The organism is Enterobacter sp. JBIWA005 (assembly GCF_019968805.1).
GTDB lineage: Bacteria > Pseudomonadota > Gammaproteobacteria > Enterobacterales > Enterobacteriaceae > Enterobacter > Enterobacter vonholyi.
Map to the genome: position 1 here is coordinate 1,884,282 of NZ_CP074159.1, position 17,914 is coordinate 1,902,195.

Annotated in this window: 18 protein-coding genes; 12 read left to right on the forward strand and 6 right to left on the reverse strand. The window is 55.5% G+C overall.

The features are described 5' to 3' along the window. The first annotated feature begins 172 nt into the window (after positions 1-172). The 3 genes from KGP22_RS08950 (at position 173) to KGP22_RS08960 (ending at position 3,916) form a co-directional block, all read left to right on the forward strand. Positions 173-3,229, forward strand: coding sequence for an FAD-binding and (Fe-S)-binding domain-containing protein (locus tag KGP22_RS08950; RefSeq protein ID WP_223581952.1), 3,057 nt, complete (start codon positions 173-175; stop codon positions 3,227-3,229). Further along, positions 3,226-3,636 carry a 1,4-dihydroxy-2-naphthoyl-CoA hydrolase gene (gene menI, locus KGP22_RS08955; RefSeq protein ID WP_023311321.1) on the forward strand — a complete coding sequence of 137 codons (411 nt, stop codon included), beginning with the start codon at positions 3,226-3,228 and terminating at the stop codon, positions 3,634-3,636. The genes KGP22_RS08950 and menI overlap by 4 nt, the downstream gene beginning before the upstream one ends. Positions 3,637-3,721: 85 nt before the next feature. Next, positions 3,722-3,916: a YdiH family protein gene (locus KGP22_RS08960; protein WP_003857766.1), complete on the forward strand. Its 195-nt coding sequence runs from the start codon at positions 3,722-3,724 to the stop codon at positions 3,914-3,916. Positions 3,917-4,052: 136 nt separating this feature from the next. Here KGP22_RS08960 and KGP22_RS08965 read toward each other — a convergent pair whose 3' ends face one another. From KGP22_RS08965 to ycgZ, 5 genes are all read right to left on the reverse strand, one after another. Continuing rightward, complete coding sequence (locus tag KGP22_RS08965; RefSeq protein WP_149366732.1) at positions 4,053-4,691, reverse strand: winged helix-turn-helix transcriptional regulator; 639 nt, start codon at positions 4,689-4,691, stop codon at positions 4,053-4,055. Between the two features lie 218 nt (positions 4,692-4,909). Further along, positions 4,910-7,060 carry a formate dehydrogenase subunit alpha gene (gene fdhF, locus KGP22_RS08970; protein ID WP_223581954.1) on the reverse strand — a complete coding sequence of 717 codons (2,151 nt, stop codon included), beginning with the start codon at positions 7,058-7,060 and terminating at the stop codon, positions 4,910-4,912. A 191-nt stretch (positions 7,061-7,251) separates the two neighbouring features. Beyond that, on the reverse strand, positions 7,252-7,530 hold the full coding sequence (locus KGP22_RS08975; protein WP_023311323.1) for a biofilm/acid-resistance regulator YmgB/AriR: 279 nt from the start codon (positions 7,528-7,530) through the stop codon (positions 7,252-7,254). 29 nt (positions 7,531-7,559) lie between these two features. Further along, on the reverse strand, positions 7,560-7,880 hold the full coding sequence (locus KGP22_RS08980) for a hypothetical protein (RefSeq protein WP_127730500.1): 321 nt from the start codon (positions 7,878-7,880) through the stop codon (positions 7,560-7,562). A gap of 4 nt (positions 7,881-7,884) precedes the next feature. Next, positions 7,885-8,124: a regulatory protein YcgZ gene (gene ycgZ, locus KGP22_RS08985; protein ID WP_029739771.1), complete on the reverse strand. Its 240-nt coding sequence runs from the start codon at positions 8,122-8,124 to the stop codon at positions 7,885-7,887. Positions 8,125-8,461: 337 nt separating this feature from the next. Here ycgZ and KGP22_RS08990 point away from each other — a divergent pair, with 337 nt between their 5' ends. The 9 genes from KGP22_RS08990 to KGP22_RS09030 all read left to right on the forward strand — a co-directional run bounded on the left by KGP22_RS08990 (position 8,462) and on the right by KGP22_RS09030 (position 17,541). Next, the gene (locus KGP22_RS08990; RefSeq protein ID WP_111965631.1) at positions 8,462-9,682 is read left to right on the forward strand and encodes a diguanylate phosphodiesterase; all 1,221 of its coding nucleotides are present in this window, start codon (positions 8,462-8,464) and stop codon (positions 9,680-9,682) included. A 188-nt stretch (positions 9,683-9,870) separates the two neighbouring features. Further along, positions 9,871-10,599 carry a MerR family transcriptional regulator gene (locus KGP22_RS08995; protein WP_127730503.1) on the forward strand — a complete coding sequence of 243 codons (729 nt, stop codon included), beginning with the start codon at positions 9,871-9,873 and terminating at the stop codon, positions 10,597-10,599. A gap of 313 nt (positions 10,600-10,912) precedes the next feature. Next, complete coding sequence (sufA, locus tag KGP22_RS09000) at positions 10,913-11,281, forward strand: Fe-S cluster assembly scaffold SufA (RefSeq protein ID WP_008500631.1); 369 nt, start codon at positions 10,913-10,915, stop codon at positions 11,279-11,281. An 8-nt stretch (positions 11,282-11,289) separates the two neighbouring features. Beyond that, positions 11,290-12,780, forward strand: coding sequence for a Fe-S cluster assembly protein SufB (sufB, locus tag KGP22_RS09005; RefSeq protein ID WP_111965634.1), 1,491 nt, complete (start codon positions 11,290-11,292; stop codon positions 12,778-12,780). A 9-nt stretch (positions 12,781-12,789) separates the two neighbouring features. Next, positions 12,790-13,536, forward strand: coding sequence for a Fe-S cluster assembly ATPase SufC (gene sufC, locus KGP22_RS09010; RefSeq protein WP_029739774.1), 747 nt, complete (start codon positions 12,790-12,792; stop codon positions 13,534-13,536). Continuing rightward, positions 13,511-14,782: a Fe-S cluster assembly protein SufD gene (gene sufD / locus KGP22_RS09015; RefSeq protein WP_223581956.1), complete on the forward strand. Its 1,272-nt coding sequence runs from the start codon at positions 13,511-13,513 to the stop codon at positions 14,780-14,782. The genes sufC and sufD overlap by 26 nt, the downstream gene beginning before the upstream one ends. Beyond that, a complete protein-coding gene (sufS, locus tag KGP22_RS09020; protein WP_223581958.1) occupies positions 14,779-15,999 on the forward strand; it encodes a cysteine desulfurase SufS in 1,221 nt (406 codons plus the stop codon). Before sufD ends, sufS begins: the two co-directional genes overlap by 4 nt. Before the next feature lie 14 nt (positions 16,000-16,013). Then, a complete protein-coding gene (gene sufE / locus KGP22_RS09025; protein ID WP_111965637.1) occupies positions 16,014-16,430 on the forward strand; it encodes a cysteine desulfuration protein SufE in 417 nt (138 codons plus the stop codon). A 97-nt stretch (positions 16,431-16,527) separates the two neighbouring features. Then, positions 16,528-17,541, forward strand: a complete 1,014-nt coding sequence (locus KGP22_RS09030) for a L,D-transpeptidase family protein (protein ID WP_223581960.1) — start codon at positions 16,528-16,530, stop codon at positions 17,539-17,541. Between the two features lie 60 nt (positions 17,542-17,601). Here KGP22_RS09030 and lpp read toward each other — a convergent pair whose 3' ends face one another. Continuing rightward, positions 17,602-17,838 (reverse strand): murein lipoprotein Lpp, encoded by a 237-nt coding sequence (lpp, locus tag KGP22_RS09035; RefSeq protein WP_010430241.1) that lies wholly within the window; start codon positions 17,836-17,838, stop codon positions 17,602-17,604. Positions 17,839-17,914: the final 76 nt, after the last annotated feature.

The following is a 17,914-nucleotide window of genomic DNA, read 5'->3' on the forward strand; positions in this document are numbered from 1 at the left end:
AGTACAACTGGCGGGAACGGAAAACCGCGTCTCTTTAATCATTAATGATCTCAGCGGTTTTTGACAGGCGGATTTTGCCTGTAATTCAGCAGAGATTATAAGAAAAAAATGTGATAAAACTTTTAAGATACACGCAAACGATTTCATACAACTCTAATTAGGGTCGACAGTCATGATCCCACAGATTTCTCAGGCACCTGGCGTCGTTCAGCTGGTGCTTAATTTTTTGCAAGCACTGGAGCAACAGGGTTTTACAGGTGATACCGCCACGAACTATGCCGACAGGCTGACGATGGCGACCGATAACAGTATTTACCAGCTTCTTCCCGATGCCGTGGTTTTCCCTCGTTCAACGGCTGACGTGGCGCTGATTGCCCGGCTGGCCACACAGGAGCGCTTTGCCTCGCTGGTCTTTACGCCGCGCGGCGGCGGCACCGGGACCAACGGTCAGGCGCTGAACCAGGGCATCATTGTTGATATGTCGCGTTATATGAACCGCATCATTGAAATCAACCCGGAAGAGGGGTGGGTGCGGGTCGAAGCGGGCGTTATCAAAGATCAGCTTAACCAGTACCTCAAGCCTTACGGTTACTTTTTTGCCCCGGAGCTTTCCACCAGTAACCGCGCGACCCTCGGCGGGATGATCAACACGGATGCCTCCGGTCAGGGCTCGCTGGTCTACGGTAAAACCTCCGATCACGTGCTGGGCGTGCGTGCTGTTCTTCTGGGCGGCGATATTCTCGATACGCAGCCGATGCCGGTCGAACTCGCGGAAACCCTTGGCAAAGATAACACCGCCAGCGGACGCATCTATCGTACCGTACTGGAGCGCTGCCGCGACAACCGCCAGCTTATTCTTGATAAGTTCCCCAAACTAAACCGCTTCCTGACCGGATACGACCTGCGTCACGTCTTTAACGACGACCTGACCCAGTTCGATTTAACCCGCGTGCTGACCGGTTCCGAAGGGACGCTGGCGTTTATCACCGAGGCGCGGCTGGATATTACCCGCCTGCCGAAAGTACGTCGTCTGGTGAACGTCAAATATGACTCCTTCGACTCTGCGCTGCGCAATGCGCCGTTTATGGTGCAAGCTAAAGCGCTCTCGGTGGAGACGGTCGACTCCAAAGTGCTCAACCTGGCCCGGGAAGATATTGTCTGGCATTCCGTCAGCGATCTCATTACCGACGTGCCGGATAAAGAGATGCTCGGTCTCAACATCGTGGAATTTGCCGGCGACGACGCGGAGCTGATTGAGCGCCAGGTCACCACGCTCTGCCAGCGGCTGGATGAGCTGATTGCGCAGGGGGAAGGCGGCGTGATCGGCTGGCAGCTCTGTAACGATCTGGCCGGGATTGAGCGTATCTATGCGATGCGTAAAAAAGCTGTGGGTCTGCTCGGCAATGCGAAAGGGGCGGCGAAGCCGATTCCTTTTGCCGAAGATACCTGCGTGCCGCCTGAGCATCTGGCGGATTATATCGTCGAGTTCCGCGCCCTGCTGGACAGCCACGGCCTGAGCTATGGCATGTTCGGCCACGTCGACGCCGGGGTACTGCACGTGCGTCCGGCGCTGGATATGTGCGACCCGCAGCAGGAGATCCTGATGAAGCAGATCTCCGACGATGTGGTGGCCTTAACCGCCAAATACGGCGGCCTGCTCTGGGGGGAGCACGGGAAAGGGTTCCGCGCGGAATACAGCCCGGCATTCTTCGGCGAACAGCTCTACGCGGAGCTGCGCAAGGTGAAAGCGGCGTTTGACCCGCATAACCGCCTCAACCCGGGCAAAATCTGCCCTCCTGAAGGCGTGGACGCGCCAATGCTGCAGGTGGATGCCGTCAAGCGCGGCACGTACGACAGACAGATCCCGATTGCGGTGCGCTCCTCCTGGCGCGGCGCGATGGAGTGCAACGGCAACGGACTGTGCTTTAACTTTGATGTGAAAAGCCCGATGTGCCCGTCGATGAAAATCACCAGCAACCGCATCCACTCGCCGAAAGGGCGGGCGACGCTGGTGCGGGAATGGCTGCGTCTGCTGGCCGATCGCGGGGTGGATCCGCTCAGGCTGGAGCAGCAGCTCCCGGAAAAACGGGCCAGCCTGCGCTCGCTGATTGAGCGCACCCGCAACAGCTGGCATGCGAATAAGGGCGAGTATGATTTCTCCCATGAGGTGAAAGAGGCGATGTCCGGCTGTCTGGCCTGTAAAGCCTGCTCCACCCAGTGCCCGATTAAAATCGACGTGCCGGAATTCCGCTCGCGCTTCCTGCAGCTGTATCACACCCGCTACCTCCGCCCGGTGCGCGACCATCTGGTGGCAACGGTAGAAAGCTACGCGCCGCTGATGGCGCGCGCGCCAAAGACCTTCAACTTCTTTATCAACCAGCCGCTGGTGCGCAAGCTCTCCGAAAAACATATCGGTATGATCGATCTGCCGCTGCTGTCGGTACCGTCTCTGCAGCGCCAGCTCGTCGGTCACCGCTCGGCAAATATGACCCTGGAACAGCTCGAGGCGCTCACCCCAGAGCAAAAAGCGAAGGTGGTGCTGGTGGTGCAGGATCCGTTTACCAGCTACTACGATGCGCAGGTGGTCGCGGATTTCATCCGCCTGTCGGAAAAGCTGGGGTATCAGCCGGTGGTTCTGCCGTTCTCACCCAACGGCAAGGCGCAGCACATCAAGGGCTTCCTGACGCGCTTTGCAAAGACCGCGCAGAAAACGGCTGACTTCTTAAACCGCGTGGCGCAACTCGGGATACCGATGGTCGGCGTCGATCCGGCGCTGGTGCTTTGCTATCGCGATGAATATAAGCAGACGCTCGGCGACAAGCGCGGTGATTTCAACGTGATGCTGGTGCACGAGTGGCTGCCGGTGGCGCTGGAAGATAAGGCGGTTCAGGATGTCAGCGGGGAACCATGGTATCTGTTCGGACACTGCACGGAAGTCACCGCGCTGCCGGGCGCGCCCGCGCAGTGGGCGTCCGTCTTTGCCCGCTTCGGCGCGAAGCTGGAGAGCGTCAGCGTCGGCTGCTGTGGAATGGCCGGCACCTACGGACACGAAGTGAAAAACCACGCCAACTCGCTCGGCATCTATGAGCTGTCCTGGCATCAGGCGATGCAGCGTTTACCGCGAAACCGCTGTCTGGCGACGGGCTACTCCTGTCGCAGCCAGGTGAAACGAGTAGAAGGTAACGGTGTACGTCACCCACTGCAGGCTTTACTGGAGATAATTGGATGATCTGGAAACGTGCCGTGACGCTGCAGGCGCTGAACGCCATGGGCGAGGGAAATATGGTGGGGCTGCTGGATATCCAGTTCATCCGCATTGGCGACGATGAGATTGAAGCCACCATGCCCGTCGATAGTCGCACCCATCAGCCGTTTGGTTTATTGCACGGCGGAGCGTCCGTCGTGCTGGCCGAAACGCTGGGCTCGGTGGCGGGCTATCTCTGTACCGAAGGGGAGCAGAAGGTTGTCGGACTCGAGGTGAATGCTAACCATATCCGCTCGGTGCGCAGCGGGCGCGTGCGCGGTGTATGCCGCGCGCTGCACGCCGGTAGCCGCCATCAGGTGTGGCAGATAGATATTCTCGATGAGCAGGATCGCCTGTGCTGCTCGTCGCGGCTGACCACGGCGGTTGTGTAAAGTTTTCAGATGTTTTGCCTTTGGTCAAAAACTAGCCAGATGGTTGTGATATACTGGTCAGGTTTTGTACATAAGCGAGGACATCATGGATACTGAAATAACCCCAACGCAGCTGGCAATTGAATATTTACGTCGCGATAAGAGCAACCTGTCTCCGGCGCAGTACCTGAAAAAGCTGAAACAGCTTGAGCTGGAGTTTACAGATTTGCTGGCGCTCTCTTCGAATGAACTAAAAGAAGAGATCTACTTTGCCTGGCGGTTGGGCGTTCACGTCCATTGAGCACTTAAGAATAAAAGGGCCGCGAGTGCGGCCTTTTTTGTGTCTGAAATTCAGTATCGGGGGACTCGTTGTTAAAAGACGGCTATAGTGTCCGGGTCAGCTCATTTTCCGTCCGGACCATCACATGCCGGTGAGATTAAAATCTTTCAGGCAATTTCCCCATATTGATTAGCACACCTCTTTCAACTTCGATATAACCCCCTTCTTTTAAAGCTGAAAGAATACGCATGACGCCGCTACGGGACAGGTGGGTTTTATCCCGGATATACCTTTCTGCAGTAATGTTCTGCCTGAATGATTCTTCTTCGTTTGAGAGTGCATAAAGCTGGGCGCGGACAATATTGTATGCGGAAGGTCCGGTTATATCTTCGTAGCTATGAAATAGCTTACCTGCAAGGCCCATCAGGTGATAAGCCAGCGGCTCCCATAGTCCATGATGCTTGATAATGTCATAAACAGAATCCATTTTAAGGGTTACGATCTCACAGTGATTAAAGGTTTTGATGTAACCGAACATCTGAGCGTAATGCAGATTACTGAGACCGAGCAAAGCGGGCGCCTTAACCGTTGCCATGGCTAAATCGTCGTTGTTACGGTGAATCATGACGCGACCGTTGAGGAGGATATAACAGAGGCGTTCGTCGCCAGCTACAAAATTTAATCGACGGCGGGGGAGCACTTTCTTCAGATTTGCACCCTGTTTTAGATAATCGATCAGTAGTTGTGTGGATGAAGAACAATCGAATATTAACGTCTGGGACATCTCATCAGCCATGTGCACGCCTATCCATTAAACCTGTCAATAGTGATGCGGCTCAGTATAGCGTGGATCCTGCTGAGTCTGTTTCAAGCAGCCCTGCTGCTAAGTATTTCAGCGGCACGGCGGATATGCAGGATGTCACAGCATGAAAAAACAAAGTATTTCGAAATGCTGGAGATAGTGAGAGATGCGTTAACTATTACCGGGTACGCATAGCGCACCCGGCATTTTCCTCAGACGTTCGCCGCACTCATCAACCGAGACTTCATGGACTGATATGCAGACGCTGCATAGTCCTCCGCCCAACGCTGATCCTCTATCGCCTCCAGCTGCACCGCGCAGTACTTCGTTTCCGGCGTTTTGGAGATGGGATCGAGGTTATCCTGGGTCAGCTCGTTGCAGGCGCCAATCCACCACTGATAGGTCATGTAAACGGCCCCGGCGTTGATACGCTCGCTGATGCTGGCGCGGGTAATCACTTTGCCGCGGCGTGAACGTACCCAGACCAGCTGCCCGTCAGTAATGCCCAGCTTTTCTGCATCGGCAGGGTTCATTTGCACCCGGCCCGGCTCGTCGGCCAGGCTTTGCAGCGCGGCGCAGTTCCCGGTCATGGAGCGACAGGAATAATGTCCCACCTCGCGTACCGTACACAGCACCAGCGGGAAATCTGCATCCGGGGTTTCAGCCGGCGCGCGCCACGGTGCGGCAAAGAGTTGCCCTTTACCGCTCGGGGTGTCGAACTGATTGTCTTTGTACAGGTACGGCGTGCCGGGGTGATCCAGGGTCGGGCAGGGCCACTGCACGTGGCCCATCTCGCCCATTTTTTCATACGTCACGCCGTAGAAAAGCGGGCACAGCTCGCGCATCTCATCCCAGATCTGCTGGTTGGAGTCATAACGCATCGGGTAGCCCATCTCGGTGGCGAGCAGGCTGATGATTTCCCAGTCGCGCTTCACGTTGCCGCTGGCCTCGATGGCTTTGCCAAAACGCTGGAAGCCGCGATCGGCACAGGTAAAAACGCCGCCGTGCTCACCCCAGGATGTGGCCGGTAGCAGAACGTCCGCCACTTCTGCCGTTTTGGTCATAAAGATGTCCTGAACCACAACAAAGTCGAGCGCCTCAAAACCGCTGCGAACGAGACCGAGAGCGGCCTCGGTCTGAAGCGGATCTTCCCCCATGATGTAGTAGGCCTTGACCTTGCCTTCCAGCGCCAGATGGGGCACCTCGGTAATGCGCGTCCCGACCCGATCGTCCATTTTGTTGACGTCAATCCCCCAGGCATCGGCGAATTTCTGCCTGACCGCAGGATCGGTCACATCCTGATAGCCGGGGAACATATTCGGCAGAACGCCCATGTCGCAGGCGCCCTGGACGTTGTTTTGACCGCGTACCGGCCCGACGCCGACGGCAGGGCGGCCGAGGTTGCCGGTCAGCAGCGCCAGGCTGGAAAGCCCTTTGACCACATCAACGGCCTGACCAAACTGGGTCACGCCCATTCCCCACATCACGGTTGCGGAAGGGGCCGCCGCGAAGGTGCGCATCGCCTGGCGGACGTCACGGGCGGGGATGCCAGTGATATGTTCGACCTTCTCCGGCGCATAGTCTTTTACCGTTTGTCGGTAGGCCTCAAGCCCTTCCGTAAAGCGCGCCACGTAGCTTTTGTCATATAGCTCCTCTTCAAGCAACACATAGCCAAAGGCGTTAACCAGCGCCATGTTGCTGCCGTTTTTCAGCTGCAGATGTTGGTCGGCAATGCGTGCCGTTTCAATGCGCCGCGGATCGCAGACGATAATTTTTGCGCCGTTCTCACGTGCTTTCAGCACGCGGCGGGCAACGATAGGGTGGGAGTCCGCGCAGTTATAGCCAAACACCAGCAGGCATTTTGAGTTTTCAATATCATTGATTGAGTTGCTCATTGCGCCATTGCCGAGCGTTTCCTGTAAACCGGCGATGGACGGGCCATGACAGACGCGCGCACAGCAGTCCACGTTGTTGGTGTTCAGCACCGCGCGGGCAAATTTCTGCATCACGTAGTTGGTTTCATTGCCGGTGCCGCGAGAGGAACCGGTGGTCATGATCGACCTCGGCCCGTGCTGCGCTTTAATACTGCTGAGCCTGTGGGCGGTGTAGCGGATCGCCTCTTCCCAGGTAACGGGGGTGAATGCTTCGCCTTTGCGGTAGCGGATCATGGGCTGGGTGAGGCGAGGGGTGAGCAGACGGGTATCGTTGAGGAAGTCCCAGCCGTAAAAGCCTTTCAGACATAAGGTGCCCTGGTTTGTGACGCCCTCTGCCGCTTCGGCACGGATGATACGGTTATTTTCAACGACAAGGTTCAATTTACAGCCTGCACCGCAGTACGGGCAGACGCTGGCGATCTTTTTCATCAATAACAGACCTGTTAAGAAATGAAGCAAAGTTGACTGGAAAACCCAGTCCCGTATGCGGAGGTAAGCAGGAAGCGTGCCAGGTTGTCTTTGCGTGTATTACAGGGAGTTATGCGGGGAGGGCACGTGTCATCGTCAAGCTGTTCGTCAGTTTTGACGATGACACGTCAGGAGGCGCGGCGAGCTGGAACTTAGAGATCGTCCATCGTGTAACCCACCACGATTTCCAGCGTCTTGCGAATCACATCCGCCTGAACCACGTCGTGAGTGGCTTCCAGCGTCTGAATGAGCCAGAGGATGATCGCCTTATTAGACAGATGCCCCTCGGAGGCCAGAACACAGCGTACTGCAGTAGAAAAAACAGCGGACTCTTCAGCAAAACGATCGCCTGCGTGACGGAAGTATTCCGACAGCGCACTGTCTAAAAAAGCAGAGTGGTATTCGGGTTGAAGCTGAATATTTTGTCTCATTTGTTCTCACCGTAGCTGTAAAATTGCAGTCAATGTATTTTTTTGGGGTCGGACGGTTTTCCACTTCCAAATAACGGCACTACATTGTCTCTGTTATCGTTGAGAGGTCCCTCTCTTTTCGTTCGTCCTTGCGCGGTTCTGCGACGTGTAAAGGCGATGCTGTTTGAGCCAATTTCGGCAATCACCGCCTCAAGTGTCTCCCGCCGCCGGGGATCCTTTTCATGTTCTTTCATGCTCCGCAGACGCTGCAGCAAGCCTTCGGTTGTCACTGGCCCCCGCTCTTTCAGAAGAGAAAGAACGGCTTCACCGATAAGCGTGTCAATCAGTCGGTTTGCGTCACTGCTATTCATAACCTTACCGTTCGAAGAGCAGACCAAGCAGCATGTGGTAATGCTCTTCCTCTTCTGGCCCATCGGCTCTTTCGAGACGGCTGAGCAGTTTGGTACAGAGCGATTTGCGATTGAGGTTTCGCCCGTCGCTGAGGATTTCGACAACTACCTGGCCCAGCGTCTCTTGTTGAGTAGGTAGGGCAGCCTTTTCGAAGTACTGTGCGATCGCTGCTGCGGAATCTGTGGCGTAACCTTTCTGCTGCATGTTTCGCTCCTGTAAAATTTTGTAATCACTAACGTTACAATTAAGGTATACACAATTCCTAAATCTGTACATATAAAATGTACAAATTTTTAATATTTTTATGATATATTTTATAAAATCCTTTATTTTTAGTTAGTTGACTGGCTAGCATGAACCGGTAATGTTACAGGATATATTGTACAAAAAGGTCTGGCACTGGTAAGTTGTACAGCGCAGAAAAATATTTCATTAACTGCCGTAAATGATTGAGATGTAAATTATTTGTCAGGCAATGAATGTGCTATAAATGATACTTATCCACCTTTTTTGTGGCCAAAACCCTAACCCCAGGAATCGCATGCTCACAACCATCATTTACCGCAGCCATATCTGCGAGGACGTTCCAGTGAAAGCGCTGGAAGCCATGGTCGCTGCAGCAAATAGTAAAAACCGGCAATCCAACGTCACGGGGATCCTGCTGTTTAACGGCACACATTTTTTTCAGCTGCTTGAAGGGCCAGTGGAACACGTCTCTGCTATCTATGAGCAGATCTGCAACGACCCGCGCCACCATAACGTGGTGGAGCTGATGCGCGATCACGGACCTGTCCGGCGTTTTGGCAACGTGGGCATGGAGCTTTTTGATTTGCGCCACTTCGACAGGGACGAAGTGCTGCAGCAGGTGCTCAACAGGGGGACGACACGCTATCAGCTGACGTATAACGACCGCCCGCTGCAGTTTTTCCGCACCTTTGTCGAGGCCACGGAAAAAGCGAACTATTTTGAATTGCCGCCTGCGGATTCCTGGGAGTTCGTTCGCGAGGAAACGCGTTTGTCTGCACAGCCTGAGGTGGTCGCGAAGGGGGCGGATTGCAGCTTCGCGTTCCAGCCGATAGTCGATCCGTTTATGCAGCAGGTTGTCTCCTGGGAGGCGCTTTTGCGCACCCCGTCCGGCGACTCGCCAGGGGCTTATTTCGCCAGCCTTCCGAATGAGGAAGTGTACGCGTCTGATTTGCAAAGCAAGCAGGTGGCGCTCTCCATGGCCAGCGCGCTGGGGTTACAGGACCAGACGTTATCCCTGAACCTGCTGCCTATGACGCTGGTTAACATTCCCAACGCCGTGGACTTTCTGCTCACCGCGATTGAAGCAAATGGGTTTGTACCCGAGCAAATCGTGGTTGAGTTCACCGAGAGCGAAGCCATTTCCCGTTTTGATGAATTCACGGATTCGGTCAGGCAGTTAAAAAGCGCGGGTATCAGCGTGACGATCGATCACTTTGGCGCCGGTTTTGCCGGACTGCAGCTGCTGGCCCACTTCCAGCCTGACAGAATTAAGATTAATCGCGATCTGGTGGCGAACGTGCATAAAAGTGGCCCCCGACAGGCCATTATTCAGGCGATTATCAAATGCTGTTCCTCGCTTGAGATCCAGTTCTGCGCGGTAGGAGTAGAGAAGGCTGAAGAGTGGATGTGGCTGGAATCCGCGGGTATTTCCCAGTTCCAGGGACATCTTTTTGCCAGCCCGCGACACGGCGGTATTCCGGCTATAGCGTGGCCGGAGAAAAAATTCGAGTTCTGATAAAGCTGTACACAATCGGACAGAGTTAGCTGTACGAACGGCAAATTTTATACAACAATGTATTAACAGGTGAACGGAGGAGCAGCCCGTTCGCCCGTTCAAAATGCGGTCTTAGCTATACAAATGGTGTGTACAATCTGATAAGGTTGGTGCAGTTAGGTATGGAAGTTCTGAGCGTGAGGGAGTTAATGGCCTATTACAGTATCGGCGAAGTGGCCGAACGATGCGGTATCAACCCCGTTACGCTGCGTGCCTGGCAGCGCCGTTATGGATTGTTGAAGCCGCAGCGCAGCGAAGGGGGCCATCGTCAGTTTGACGATGAAGATATCCTGCGTATTGAAGAGATCAAACGCCTGATGAAAAGCGGCGTCTCGGTCGGAAAAGTTAAAGCCTTGCTGGAAAACAAAGAAGTATTGACTCAGGGCAACTGGGTCTCGTTCCAGGAAGAGATGATGACCGTTCTGCGCTATGCCAGCCCGGCAAAGCTGCGCGCCAAAATCGGCGAATTCCGCCGCGATCACGCGATAGATGCGTTGATTGACAATATTCTCTCTCCCGTCCGGCAGCGCATGAATCAGGATCAAAACACCGTGCGTCACATGGCGAGCCTGTTTGACGGCGTCCTGATCGAATTCGCGATAGCAAGCCTGGCGGAATCCCGCAAAAAAGCCGGTAAAGACGCGCTTCTTATTGGCTGGGAATGCGATGACCGCACTCACCTGTGGCTGGAAGCCGCGCGCTTATCGCAGAAGGGCTGGCACATAGACGTCCTGGCGGAACCTATTGATTCGCCGCGCCCTGAACTCTTCCCGGGACAAAAAATCTTCGTCTGGACGGGGAAATCCCCAACGCCTCGCCAGCAGGAACAGCTCGACCACTGGCGTGAACAGGGGTTTGCTGTCTCATTTCATCACTAATTGTCTGAGGCCTTAAGGGCCTTTTTTTGTTTTTGTCATTTTCTGAGCAAAAGCTATCTCAAAAATAGGCATTTCCGATGCATATTTTACTTTTCTCCTCTGCGTTATAAACGTTGCGACGAAATGCATTATTAATCAATGCATTGAACAAATACATCCATCCTGACTGCATCCTCTCACAGGGTCTATGCTTAATAAAAGTAGGCAAAAAGGGCGGTTTAGCCGAATGCCCCTGCTGACAGAGGGTTGAAGTGATAATCGTTATCACTAACATGGTGTTATGCCCTGATGGCTTATCCGATGAGGTGGACCTATGGAACTGCATTCAGAAACCTTTAATCCTGCCGATTTCGCCTGGCGCGGTTTAACGCTCACGCCGGCGGCGGCGGCACATATTCACGAGCTGGTGGCGAAAAAGCCCGAGATCCTCGGCGTGCGTTTAGGTGTCAAACAGACAGGTTGCGCAGGTTTCGGCTATGTGCTCGATACCGTCACCGAACCCGAAAAAGATGACCTGGTGTTCGAGACTGACGGTGCGAAATTGTACGTTGCGCTGCAGGCTATGCCGTTTATTGACGGCACCGAGGTGGACTACGTCCGCGAAGGCTTAAACCAGTTATTCAAATTTCATAACCCGAAAGCCCAGAATGAATGCGGCTGCGGCGAAAGCTTTGGGGTATAGGCGGTACTATGTCTCGTAATACTGAAGCAACGAGTGAAGTAAATACCTGGAGCGGTGGGCACCTCAACTATAAAGAGGGGTTCTTCACCCAGCTGCAGACCGATGAGCTGGCAAAAGGCATTAACGAAGATGTCGTGCGGGCGATCTCGGCGAAACGTAACGAGCCCGAGTGGATGCTGGAGTTTCGTCTGAGCGCATTCCGCGCCTGGCTGGAGATGGAAGAGCCGCACTGGCTGAAAGCGCATTATGACAAGCTGAACTATCAGGACTATAGCTACTACTCCGCGCCCTCATGCGGTAGCTGCGATGACACCTGCGCCTCACAGCCCGGCGCGGTGCAGCAAACCGGCGCGGAAAACAGCTTCCTCAGCAAAGAGGTTGAAGAAGCCTTTAACCAGCTGGGCGTGCCCGTGCGTGAGGGGAAAGAGGTAGCGGTGGACGCCATTTTCGACTCCGTCTCGGTGGCGACCACCTACCGCGAGAAGCTGGCAGAGCAGGGGATCATTTTCTGCTCCTTTGGCGAAGCGATTCACGATCATCCGGAACTGGTGAAAAAGTACATCGGGACCGTGGTGCCCTCTAACGACAACTTCTTTGCGGCGCTCAACGCGGCGGTAGCCTCGGACGGCACCTTTATTTACGTGCCGAAAGGCGTGCGCTGTCCGATGGAGCTCTCGACCTATTTCCGCATCAATGCCGAAAAAACCGGTCAGTTCGAACGTACGATTCTGGTCGCGGATGAAGGCAGCTACGTCAGCTACATCGAAGGATGCTCGGCCCCGGTCCGCGACAGCTATCAGCTGCACGCGGCGGTGGTGGAGGTCATTATCCATAAAGACGCCGAGGTGAAATACTCGACGGTGCAAAACTGGTTCCCGGGCGACGGCAATACCGGCGGCATCCTGAACTTCGTAACCAAGCGTGCGCTGTGCGAAGGCGAAAACAGCAAGATGTCGTGGACCCAGTCCGAAACCGGCTCGGCCATCACCTGGAAATACCCGAGCTGTATCCTGCGCGGCGATAACTCCATAGGCGAGTTTTACTCGGTGGCGCTCACCAGCGGCCATCAGCAGGCGGATACCGGCACCAAGATGATTCACATTGGTAAAAACACCAGGTCAACCATCATCTCGAAAGGGATCTCTGCCGGGCACAGCCAGAACAGCTATCGCGGGCTGGTGAAAATCATGCCGACGGCCACCAATGCACGAAACTTTACCCAGTGTGACTCGATGCTGATTGGCGCAGACTGCGGGGCGCATACCTTCCCGTACGTTGAGTGCCGCAACAATACGGCCCAGCTTGAGCACGAGGCGACGACGTCACGGATTGGGGAAGATCAGCTCTTCTATTGCCTGCAGCGCGGGATCAGCGAAGAAGACGCCATCTCGATGATCGTTAACGGCTTCTGTAAGGACGTGTTCTCTGAACTGCCGCTGGAATTTGCCGTTGAAGCCCAGAAACTCCTCGCCATTAGTCTTGAACACAGCGTCGGTTAAGGAAAGCACATGTTAAGCATTAAAGATTTACAGGTCAGCGTAGAAGACAAAGCCATCCTGCGTGGCCTCAATTTTGACGTCAAGCCGGGCGAAGTCCACGCCATCATGGGGCCGAACGGTTCCGGGAAAAGTACGCTTTCTGCCACGCTGGCCGGACGCGAAGATTATGAAGTGACCCACGGCTCGGTCGAGTTTAACGGCAAGAATCTGCTGGAGATGTCGCCGGAAGATCGTGCGGGAGAGGGCATTTTTATGGCCTTCCAGTACCCGGTCGAAATTCCGGGCGTCAGTAATCAGTTCTTCCTGCAAACTGCGCTCAACGCGGTGCGCAAATACCGTGGCCTGGAGGCGCTGGACCGCTTCGACTTCCAGGACCTGATGGAAGAGAAGATCAAGCTGCTGAAAATGCCGGAAGATCTGCTGACCCGCTCGGTGAACGTCGGTTTTTCCGGCGGCGAGAAAAAGCGTAACGACATTCTGCAGATGGCGGTGCTGGAGCCCGAGCTGTGCATTCTGGATGAGACCGACTCCGGTCTGGACATCGACGCCCTGAAGATTGTCGCTGACGGAGTGAACTCCCTGCGCGACGGCAAGCGTTCATTCATCATCGTCACCCACTATCAGCGCATTCTGGACTACATCAAGCCGGATTACGTTCACGTGCTTTATCAGGGGCGTATTGTCAAATCCGGTGATTTCACGCTGGTTAAACAACTGGAGGAGCAGGGCTATGGCTGGCTTACAGAACAGCAGTAATGCGCTCCAGCAGTGGCACCGGCTGTTTGAAGCCCAGGGCGGCACGCGCTCGGCGCAGGCGCAGCAGCATCTGCAGCAGATGCTGCGTCTTGGTCTGCCGACGCGTAAGCATGAGAACTGGAAATATACCCCGCTCGATGGCCTGCTGAACGCCGAGTTTGTGACCCGTCTGGCGGATCTGACTCCTGAGCAGCGTGACGCGCTGGCAGTGCACGTGGATGCCGTGCGCCTGGTGTTTGTCGACGGTCAGTTCCGTCCGGAGCTGAGCGACGCTCTTCAGGCGAGCGGATTTGAGATTGAGATAAACGACGATCGCCAGCCCCTGAGCGCCCCGGTTCAGCCTGAGGTCTTTCTGCACCTGACCGAAAGCCTGGCCCGCAGCGTGACGCATATCGGCGTGAAGCGTAACCAGCGTCCGCCTAAGCCGCTGCTGCTGATGCACATCACTCAGGGTCTGAACGGCGACGAAATCAATACCGCGCACTATCGTCACCATCTTGAGCTGGCGGAGGGCGCCGAGGCCACGATCATCGAACATTACGTCAGCCTCAATGAGACGCGTCACTTTACCGGGGCGCGTCTGACGATGAACGTGGCGGGCAATGCCCAGCTACACCATATCAAGCTGGCGTTTGAGAATGCGCAGAGCCACCACTTTGCCCATAACGACATTGTCCTGGGCCAGGATGCGGCGGCGTACAGCCATAGCTTCCTGCTCGGCGGGTCGGTGCTGCGCCACAACACCAGCACGCAGCTTAACGGTGAAAACACCACGCTGCGCATCAACAGCCTGGCGATGCCGGTTAAATCTGAGGTGTGCGACACGCGCACGTGGCTGGAGCACAACAAAGGCTACTGCAACAGCCGCCAGCTGCACAAAACCATCGTGAGTGATAAAGGGCGAGCGGTGTTTAACGGTCTGATTAACGTGGCGCAGCACGCCATTAAAACCGACGGGCAGATGACCAACAACAATCTGCTGTTGGGCCGACTGGCGGAGGTAGACACCAAACCGCAGCTGGAGATCTACGCCGACGACGTGAAGTGCAGCCACGGTGCGACGGTCGGGCGAATCGACGACGAGCAGATGTTCTACCTGCGTTCCCGCGGCATCGACCAGCAGGCGGCGCAGAAAATGATTATCTATGCGTTTGCCGCCGAACTGACGGAAGCGCTGCACGATGGTCAGTTAAAACAGCAGGTGCTGGCGCGTATCGGTCAGCGTCTGCCTGGAGGCGAAGCATGAGTTTTCCCGTCGAGAAAGTACGGGCAGATTTCCCGGTTCTGACCCGTGAAGTGAACGGTCTTCCTCTGGCCTATCTGGACAGCGCGGCCAGCGCGCAGAAGCCGAATCAGGTGGTGGATGCCGAAGCCGAGTTTTATCGCCATGGCTATGCCGCCGTGCATCGAGGTATTCATACCCTGAGCGCCGAGGCGACCCAGCGGATGGAAAACGTACGCACGCAGCTTGCCGCCTTCCTCAATGCACGTTCGCCGGAAGAGCTGGTCTTCGTGCGCGGAACCACCGAAGGGATCAACCTTGTCGCTAACAGCTGGGGCAACGCACAGGTCCACGCGGGGGATAACATCATCATCACCCAGATGGAGCATCACGCCAATATCGTGCCGTGGCAGATGCTCTGCGAGCGCGTTGGTGCGCAATTGCGGGTCATTCCGCTCAACGTTGACGGGACGCTTCAGCTTGAGCAGCTTGACGTCTTGCTGGATGACCGCACGCGGCTGGTGGCGGTTACCCAGGTCTCCAACGTGCTGGGGACTGAAAACCCGGTGGCAGCGATTGTCGAAAAAGCCCGTCAGGTGGGCGCAAAAGTCCTGATTGACGGCGCTCAGGCGGTGATGCACCACGCGGTTGACGTTCAGGCGCTGGACTGTGATTTCTACGTCTTTTCAGGCCACAAGCTCTATGGGCCGACCGGGATAGGCGTGCTGTATGTAAAAGAAGACATTCTGCAGGCGATGCCGCCGTGGGAAGGAGGCGGGTCGATGATCGCCACCGTCAGCCTGACGGAAGGCACGACCTACGCGCGCGCGCCGTGGCGTTTTGAAGCGGGCACGCCCAACACCGGTGGGATTATCGGTCTGGGGGCGGCGGTCTCTTACGTCTCTGCCATCGGTCTTGATGCCATTCAGGAGTATGAACGGCTGCTGATGCACTATGCGCTTGCGGAGCTTGCCAGCGTGCCGGATTTGACCCTCTACGGGCCTGCCGATCGTCAGGGGGTGATCGCGTTCAATCTCGGGAAACACCACGCCTATGACGTGGGCAGTTTCCTTGATAACTACGGCGTGGCTGTCCGCACCGGGCACCACTGCGCCATGCCGCTGATGGCGTTTTACCAGGTGCCGGCAATGTGCCGCGCATCTCTGGTGATGTACAACACGACGGAAGAGGTCGACAGGCTGGTGGCGGGGCTTAAGCGCATTCACCAGCTGCTGGGCTAACGGAGAGGCAAACGATGGCAGAACTGCCGGACAGAGACAAATTGCTGCGCAACTTTGGGCGTTGCGCAAACTGGGAAGAGAAGTACCTTTATATCATCGAGCTGGGGCAGCGTCTGCCACCGCTCGGTGAAGAGGCGCATAGCCCGGAAAATATTATTCAGGGCTGTCAGAGCCAGGTCTGGATTGTGATGACGCAGTCTGATGACGGCACGATAGAATTGCGCGGCGACAGCGATGCCGCCATTGTAAAAGGGCTTATTGCGGTCGTCTTTAGCCTTTATCAGCAGATGTCGGCGCAGGATATTGTCGCGTTCGATGTCCGCCCGTGGTTTGAAAAAATGGCCTTAACCCAACACCTCACCCCGTCCCGTTCTCAGGGACTGGAAGCGATGATTCGCGCCATCCGCGCCAAAGCTTCAATCCTTAGCTAGACTTACAGAACAGCATTCATTCTGTTTCGCGAGGTGGTTCCCGCCTCGCTGGTTTTTCAGCTTTCTGGCGTTCTGTCAGTGAATAAGGAATCTCAGCATGAAGCGCGCGTCTCTCATAACTCTATTACTCCTCAGTTCGCTCGGTGCCCTCAACTTGGCCCGTGCGATGGACTATCCGTTGCCGCCCGCAGGCAGTCGTCTGATTGGGCAAAATCAAACCTACACGATACAGGAAGGGGATAATAAGCTGCAGACCATCGCCCGTCGGTTTAATACGGCGGCGCAGGTGATCCTTGAAACCAACAATACCATTGCGCCGGTTAACCCTGCGCCGGGAACCGTCATTACCATTCCGTCGCAAATGCTGTTGCCGGATACGCCGCGCGAGGGGATTGTGGTGAATCTCGCTGAGCTTCGGCTCTACTACTTCCCGCCGGGTCAAAACATTGTTCAGGTTTTCCCGCTGGGCATTGGTCAGCTGGGGCTGGAAACGCCGGTGACGACCACGCGGGTGAGCCAGAAGATCCCTAATCCCACCTGGACGCCCACGCCGGGCATCAGAGCGCGTTCTCTGGAGCAGGGCATCAAATTGCCTCCGGTGGTTCCTGCCGGGCCAAATAACCCCCTAGGACGCTTCGCGCTGCGTTTAGGCGTGGGCAACGGGGAATATCTCATCCACGGCACCAGCGCGCCGGACAGCGTCGGCCTGCGGGTCAGCTCCGGCTGTATGCGGATGAACGCCCCGGACATTAAGGCCCTGTTCGAACAGGTGCGGGTGGGCACGCGGGTGCAGATTATTAATGAACCCGTGAAATTCTCCGTTGAGCCGGATGGTAAACGCTATATTGAAGTCCACCGTCCGCTTGCGCAGGTAGAAGGGGAGAATCCGCAGGTCTCGCCCATTACCCATTCCTCCGAGTTTGCGACCTTTGTTTCTCAGGCGGGAAGCGATAAGGCGCTGATTGATAAAGCCCTGTCACGTCGTGCCGGGATCCCGGTTATCGTATCGTCCGGTAGCGGCCCGTCAGCCAGCAATAGCGTGTTGTCGGTGCAGAACAGCCGGGTATCTGCTGCGGTAGCGGAAGATGAAAGAGAGAAGGTGACGCAGTAGCCGTTTGACGCAGGCAAAAAAAATGGCGCACAATGTGCGCCATTTTATTAACAGGTACTATTACTTACGGTATTTAGTAGCCTGGTTGTCCAGACGCTGGTTAGCGCGAGCTGCGTCGTCTTTAGCAGCCTGAACGTCGGAACGGATTGCGTTCACGTCGTTGCTCAGCTGGTCAACTTTAGCGTTCAGAGTCTGAACGTCAGAAGACAGCTGATCGATTTTAGCGTTGCTGGAGCAACCAGCCAGCAGAGTAGAACCCAGGATTACCGCGCCCAGTACCAGTTTAGTACGATTCATTATTAATACCCTCTAGATTGAGTTAATCTCCATGTAGCGTTACAAGTATTACACAAAGTTTTTTGGGTTGAGAATA